General features: G+C 70.3%; 6 protein-coding genes. All 6 read left to right on the top strand.

Annotation, left to right across the window (positions count from 1 at the left end; translation table 11 throughout):
* The first annotated feature begins 222 nt into the window (after window positions 1-222).
* Window positions 223-2,121 carry a M20/M25/M40 family metallo-hydrolase gene (locus tag VEB62_RS09155; RefSeq protein WP_324798353.1) on the top strand — a complete coding sequence of 633 codons (1,899 nt, stop codon included), beginning with the start codon at window positions 223-225 and terminating at the stop codon, window positions 2,119-2,121.
* A 137-nt stretch (window positions 2,122-2,258) separates the two neighbouring features.
* Window positions 2,259-2,942, top strand: coding sequence for a hypothetical protein (locus VEB62_RS09150; protein WP_324798351.1), 684 nt, complete (start codon window positions 2,259-2,261; stop codon window positions 2,940-2,942).
* Window positions 2,939-4,135: a M48 family metalloprotease gene (locus tag VEB62_RS09145; RefSeq protein ID WP_324798348.1), complete on the top strand. Its 1,197-nt coding sequence runs from the start codon at window positions 2,939-2,941 to the stop codon at window positions 4,133-4,135. Before VEB62_RS09150 ends, VEB62_RS09145 begins: the two co-directional genes overlap by 4 nt.
* Entirely contained in the window at window positions 4,132-4,713 is a 582-nt protein-coding gene (locus VEB62_RS09140; protein ID WP_324798345.1) for a hypothetical protein, read from the top strand. The genes VEB62_RS09145 and VEB62_RS09140 overlap by 4 nt, the downstream gene beginning before the upstream one ends.
* Before the next feature lie 67 nt (window positions 4,714-4,780).
* Complete coding sequence (locus VEB62_RS09135) at window positions 4,781-5,230, top strand: MaoC family dehydratase (RefSeq protein WP_324798343.1); 450 nt, start codon at window positions 4,781-4,783, stop codon at window positions 5,228-5,230.
* Between the two features lie 346 nt (window positions 5,231-5,576).
* Complete coding sequence (gene recA / locus VEB62_RS09130) at window positions 5,577-6,659, top strand: recombinase RecA (protein ID WP_324798364.1); 1,083 nt, start codon at window positions 5,577-5,579, stop codon at window positions 6,657-6,659.
* Window positions 6,660-6,870 lie beyond the last annotated feature (211 nt).

The raw sequence follows: 6,870 nt of genomic DNA, 5'->3' as shown, positions 1-6,870 counted from the left end.
TCGTCCTGCCGGGTACCGACGAGGCCCCCCTGTTCCTCGCCCTCGAGGCCCGCCTCGCCCCCGCCGGCGGCTGGATTGCGTTCATCGACGACCAGGGCCGGCTGCTCGGCGACGCGGACCTGCGCAGCGACGACTGGATGGGGTGATCGCCGCCGGCGTCCTTGAGGATGACGGATACGGTCGACCCGGCTACGGTCGGGCCGTCATCGGGGAGGATGTCTCATGCGGCTGGTCTGGCTGGTCGGATCGCTGGCGCTCGCGCTGCTGATCGGGGTCGTGTCCCTGCAGGTTCCGGCGCCGGTCGACGCCGACGCTTCGGCGACAGCCTTCTCGGCGGAACGGGCCATGGCCGACGTGCGCGAGATCGCGCGGCGCCCGCATCCCGTCGGCTCGGCCGATCACGCCCGGGTGCAGGCGTTCCTGCTGCGCCGGATGAACGACCTCGGCCTCGAGACCACGACCCAGACGGGACCGATCTCGCCCGGTTCGGCGCGCTATCTGCGGCGGATGGGCGGGGATCCCGGGGCGGCGAACTTCACCGCGACCAACCTGATCGGCGTGCTGCCCGGGCGGAACCCCGCCCTGCCCGCCGTGGCCCTGATGGTCCATTACGACACCGTGCCGGGGTCGCCCGGCGCGGCGGACGATTCCACCGGCGTGGCGGCCGTGCTGGAAAGCGTGCGGGCGATCCGCGCGCGCGGACCGGCTGAGCGCACCCTGGTGGTCCTGCTGACCGACGCCGAGGAGATCGGGCTGGACGGGGCGCGGGTGTTCTGGGGCGGACATCCGCTGCGCGACCGGATCGGGGCGGTGATCAATCTTGAGGCGCGCGGCGGCGGCGGCCGGGCCATGATGTTCGAGACCGGGCGCGGCAATGCGGAGACCATCGCCCTGTTCGGCCGCGCCGGCGTCAGGGCCGACGGCGGCGTCACCTCCAACTCGCTGGCGGTGTTCGTCTACGAGCGGATGCCGAACGACACCGACTTCAGCGTTCCGAAGGCGCGCGGCGTCCCGGGCCTGAACCTCGCCTTCATCGGACGGCCCGAACAGTATCACGCCCCGTCCTCCACCCCCGCAGCGCTCGACCAGGGCGCCGTCCAGCACATCGGATCGCAGGCGCTGGAGAACGCCGACGCCCTGTTGCGCGCCGGGACCCTGCCCGTCCGTGGCGCCGACACCGTCTACGCCGACCTGTTCGGCCGGGTGATCCTGAGCCATCCGCCGGCGGCGGGATGGGGGCTGCTGGCCCTGGCCCTGGCGCTGCTGGGCGCGGCGGCGTGGCGGGCGCGAAGCCGGGCCGGGCTGACCTTCGCCGACCTCGGCCGCGGCGCCGTGGACGGCGTCTGGTTCCTGACCGCGGGCCTGGTGCTGACCCAGGCGGTGCGAACGCTGGCGGGGCCCATGACGGCGCGGGCCGACAGCGCCGGGGTCTACTACGCCCTGCTGGCGCGGTTGCCGTGGATGGAGGCCGGCGCGGCGCTCGCCGTCCTCGCCCTCGGCATGGCGGTGCTCGGCGGGCGAGGCCGGCCGGACCGGCGCGTCACCGCGATCGCCATCACGGCCGCCGCCGCCCTGGCCCTGACGCTGGGCGGGCTGGACAATCCCATCGTCCTCGGCGCGGCGGTGATGGCCGTAGTCGCCATCGGCCTGTCGCTGGCGCCGGGACTGGCGGCGCGGACGGCGTGGGGGGCCTGGACCGGTCTGATCGCCCTCGTCCTCGGCCTCGCCGCCGCCGCCCAGGCCGTGGCGCCGCAGGCCGCCTTCCTGTTCCTGTGGCCGGGCCTGCTCGCCGCCGCCGTCGCGGCGCTGGCGGCCCTGCTCGATCCCGGCCTGATCCGGACCCGGTCGCTGGCCCCGGTGGCCCTGGCGGCGGCGATCGGCGGAGGCTGGCTGGTCAGCCTGTCGCATCCGGTCTTCCTCGGCATCGGCCTGGACCTGCCCGGCGTGCTGGTGGCGATGGGCCTGCTGGTGCTGATGCTGGTGCGGCCGCTGTCGCCGGAGCGCGCCGCGGTCCGGCCGTGGCTGATGGCGGCGCTGGCGGCGCTGGTGCTCGGCGGGGCCCTGTCGTTCAGCGCCCGCCTGGCGGAGCCCATGCCGCCCGCGGCTGTCGCGGGGACCTGACGTCCGACTCAGCAGGAGCGTGTGTGCTCGCTGCGCCACACGCGAGACCTGTTCGCCTTCGTGGGCCGATAAAGTGGTTTCCGGGGCCGCCGGCGCTCTCCTAGGGTCCCGCCGATATCCGGGGGGAATCCTGTCCAATGAAGCGTCTGCTGATCGTCGTCGCCTGCCTGCTGGCGGCGGCCTGCACCACGACAAACACCAAGACCGCCCTGTCGGTGACGCCGCCGTCGCCTGGCGCCACCATCATCCTGGTCAAGCCGGACATCGAACTGTCGCTGCTGACCGCCGCCGGCATGTCCGAGCCGCGCGCCGACTGGACCGAGCAGGCGGTGACCAATGTGGAAAATGCGCTGGAGCGCTCGGTCGCCTCGTCGTCTCACACCATCCGGGTGGTCGATCCCTCCAGCGCCATGGAAGGGCGCAGCGGCCAGCTGCTGCGGCTGCACGAGGCGGTCGGCAACTCCATTCTGGTGTTCGAATACGGCTTGCTCCCGCTGCCGACCCATGCCGGCGGGTTCAACTGGACGCTGGGCGACGGCGCGCAGAGCCTCGCCGAACAATATGACGCCGACTACGCCCTGTTCACCTTCGGGCGCGGCAACTATGCGTCCAGCGCGCGGGTCGCGACCTTCGTGGTGATGAGCGCCCTCGGCGTCGGCATTCCGCTGGGCAGCCAGCAGGTGTTCACCTCGCTGGTCGACCTGCGCACCGGGCAGGTGATCTGGTTCAACGTCGGCATCGCCGGCCCGTCGGCCGACATGCGCAATCCGCAGGGCGCGCAGTCGCTGGTCGATTCAATGATGACCGGCGCGCCCCTGTGACCAGCCGCGGCGTCGCGGCCCTCGCGGCGGGCCTGCTGCTGACGGCGACATCGGGCCTCCCTGTCCTGGCGCAGCAGCGGCCCCCGGGCCTGGTTCCCGATCCCACCTCCGTCGAAGGCGGTCTGTGGGGCGCGATGGAGCGGACCGAGGCGGAGGCGCGCCGCTCGGCCGACCTGAATTCCGATCCGGCGCTGAACGACTATGTCCGCGGCGTCGCCTGCCGTGTCGCCGTGGAATATTGCGGCGAGATCCGCGTCTACGTCATGGACCGGCCCTACCTGAACGCGCAGATGGCGCCAAACGGCTATATGGAAGTCTGGTCCGGCCTGCTGCTGCGCGCCGAAAACGAGGCCCAGCTGGCGTTCGTCCTCGGCCACGAACTGGGTCATTTCCTCGAGAACCACTCGCTGGAACGATGGAACAACAACAAGGCCTGGGCGACGGCGGCGATGGTCGTCTCGGTCGGCGCCGGCGTGGCCGGGGCTTACTACGGCGTCGACATGCGCGGTATCGGCGATCTGGCCTACCTGGCCGCCGTGGCGTCGGTGATGAATTATTCGCGGTCGCAGGAGGAAGAGGCGGACGCCATCGGCTTCGAGCGCATGGTCGCCGCCGGGCTGGAGCCGACGGCCGCCGCCGCCGTCTGGCGCCAGCAGCAGGCCGAGACCCGGGCCTCGACCTTCCGCAGCGTGCGCCAGAGCGAGGCCATGGGCAGCGTCTTCCGCACCCATCCGCTGACCGCCGAGCGCGTCGCCGCGCTGGACACCCTGGCCAGGGACCGTCCTGGCGGGCGGGAGGAGCGCGAACGCTATCGCGCCGCCATGCGTCCGCATCTCGCCGCCTGGCTGGCCGATGACCTGTCGCGCCGGGACTTCAACGCTTCGCTGACGCTGACCGAGCGGCTCGAACGCGACGGCCTCGACCTCGGCGTGCTCGAATTCCACCGGGGCCAGATCCTTCGCCAGCGCCGCGACGACGGCGATCTCGAACTGGCCCGCGACGCCTATCTGACCGCGACCGGATACGAGGACGCGCCCGTCGCCGCCTGGCGCGAACTGGGCGACCTGCAGGCGCGGCTCGGCGACCCGGAAGCCGCCCGCGTCGCGTGGCGGACCTACCTTGAACGGGCGACCGCGGCGGATGACCGCTGGATCGTCGAAGACAGCCTGACCGCACTGGAAGCCAAGCCATGAAGAAGTCGATCGTATCGCTCGCCGTTCTCGGCGCCGCCCTCGCCCTCTCCGCCTGTGAGACGGTGACCCTCGCACCCGCGGGTCCCTATGCCGTCGGCGCGGGATCAGGCGCGACCCTGTCGCGGGCATGGAGCGATTTCACCCCGATCTCGGGCCTGAAGAAGGTGCGGATGCTCAGCATCGACGGTCCGCTGCTGAACCGTCTCTACCTCAGCGAGGGGCTGGTCACGGGCGACTATATCGTCCAGCCGACCAATCGCCGCGAGGCCACCACTCCGATCTATGACGCCTCCATGTCGGTGACCGAACAGGTCGAGTTCGTGGCCAACAGCGTCACGGCCATGAGCTATGAGCGGGTCGCCACCTCGGGCGTGCGGCCGGTGCAGGTCAACGGCCAACGCGGCGTGCGCTTCGACATCGAGGCCGCCACCAAGGAAGGTCTGGTCATCAAGGGTCTTGGCCAGGCGGTGAAGGCGGACGAGAAGCTTTACGTGGCGATCTACATCGCCCCGGGGGAACACTATTTCGCCGAGAGCCGCGCCGCGGCCGAGGCGACCATGGACAGCGTCACCTTCTAGAGGCTTCCGTCGCGGGTCGAAATCGCCCTATCGAAAGGGGCCCCGAAGCCGCGAACGGAGACTCCAGGTGCCCGACCGAGACCTCTATCTCGACGATCTCCACGTCGGTCAGACGTTCACGACCGCCTCGATCACCGTCACGACCGAAGCCATCAAGGCCTTCGCGCGTGAGTATGACCCCCAGCCCTTCCACCTCGACGAGGCGGCGGCGCAGGACAGCCTGTTCGGCGGGCTGGCCGCCAGCGGCTGGCATACGGCGGCGCTGAGCATGCGGCTGATGGTCGACGGCCTGCCCTTCGCCGGCGGCCTGATCGGCGTCGGCGGCGAAACGACCTGGCCGCGCCCCACCCGTCCGGGCGACGTGCTGACCGTCCATGTCGAGGTTCTGGAGATCATTCCCTCGAAGTCGCGCCCGGAACGCGGCATCGTCCGCACCCGCAACGAGACCCGGAACCAGAACGGCGAACCGGTGCAGATCTCCCACCTCGGCATCGTCGCGTGGCGGCGGCCGATGTGACGCCGCCCACCCGCTATTTCCGTCGTCATCCTCGGGCTTGACCCGAGGATCAGAGGTCAGGCCGGGACTGTGCGTCCGTGACGGCCCTCATGTCCCGGGGCGTCACCGCCACCGCGCACCGGATGATCTGGTCCTCGGGTCAACCCGAGGATGACGGGAACGCGAGTTGCGGAGGCCATACGTCAAAATCGGACGTATCCCGCCTCGGTCCAAAAAGAACATATTGGCAACCGGAACAAACCATGCACATATCCCCTCTCACAGGGAGCGGGTCACGGTCATCGGACCGAAGGCGGGCCTCTCCTCCGGGTACCGAACGGGAATCATGGCAAGGGAGAGTGGCAAGGTGGCGGCACAGGCGAACTTGAAATTGGTCAGCAGGGACGACGGCGACAAGCAGCGGGCTCTGGAGGCGGCGATCGCCCAGATCGACCGCGCCTTCGGCAAGGGCTCGGTGATGAAACTGGGCAAGAACGGCGTGACGGAGGCCATTCCGTCGGTGTCGACCGGCTCGCTCGGCCTCGACATGGCGCTCGGCATCGGCGGCCTGCCGCGCGGCCGGGTCATCGAGGTGTTCGGCCCCGAAAGCTCCGGCAAGACCACCCTCGCCCTGCACACCGTCGCGGAAATCCAGAAGTCGGGCGGCACGGCGGCCTTCGTCGACGCCGAGCATGCGCTCGACCCGGGCTACGCCCAGAAGCTGGGGGTCAACCTCGACGACCTGCTGGTGTCGCAGCCCGACACGGGCGAGCAGGCGCTGGAGATCGTCGACACCCTGGTGCGCTCGGGCGCCGTGGACATCGTGGTGGTCGACTCCGTCGCCGCCCTGACCCCGCGGGCCGAGATCGAGGGCGAGATGGGCGACAGCCTGCCAGGTCTTCAAGCCAGATTGATGAGCCAGGCGCTGCGCAAACTGACCGCCTCGATCAACAAGTCGCAGTGCATCGTGCTGTTCATCAACCAGATCCGCCACAAGATCGGCGTCATGTACGGCTCGCCGGAGACGACGACGGGCGGAAACGCGCTGAAATTCTACGCCTCGGTCCGCCTCGACATCCGCCGCACCGGCGCGATCAAGGACCGCGACGAGGTGGTCGGCAACACCACCCGGGTCAAGGTGGTCAAGAACAAGGTCGCCCCGCCGTTCCGCGAGGTCATCTTCGACATCATGTACGGCGAGGGCATCTCCAAGCTGGGCGAGATCATCGACCTGGGCGTCAAGGCCGGGGTGATCGAGAAGTCGGGCAGCTGGTTCTCGTACGACAGCCAGCGCATCGGTCAGGGCCGCGAGAACGTGCGCGCCTTCCTCAAGGCCAACCCGGACATCGCCGACTCGATCGAGAAGGCCGTGCGCGCCTCGACCAACAAGATCGCCGAGGAGCTGCTGGGCACGCCCGAGCCCGACGAGGGCCAGGACCTCGAGGGCTAGGGGCCGATCCGCGCCGGAAGTGTCCGAAATGTCCGCAACTGTCCCACGAAATTTCGGACTCATCGGACATTTTGGGGCGGCCGGATGACCGGAACTGTCCCGCGAAATTCGCGGCCTTCGGACACCTTGCCACGACCGATTGAACTTCTCCGGCCGGGTCCGCCGACCCGCCACCGACCCCGCCGGGCCGGGCCGGACGGAGCGGCCGCCC

This window comes from Brevundimonas sp. (assembly GCF_035626975.1).
In the GTDB taxonomy this organism is placed as follows: domain Bacteria; phylum Pseudomonadota; class Alphaproteobacteria; order Caulobacterales; family Caulobacteraceae; genus Brevundimonas.
This window is presented reverse-complemented; position numbering and strand designations above follow the sequence as displayed.

Bases quoted from the DNA above. Each gene is read 5' to 3' on its own strand.
- VEB62_RS09140 (WP_324798345.1), top strand. From the start codon at position 4,132: ATGAAGAAGTCGATCGTATCGCTCGCCGTTCTCGGCGCCGCCCTCGCC.
- VEB62_RS09150 (WP_324798351.1), top strand. From the start codon at position 2,259: ATGAAGCGTCTGCTGATCGTCGTCGCCTGCCTGCTGGCGGCGGCCTGC.
- VEB62_RS09155 (WP_324798353.1), top strand. From the start codon at position 223: ATGCGGCTGGTCTGGCTGGTCGGATCGCTGGCGCTCGCGCTGCTGATC.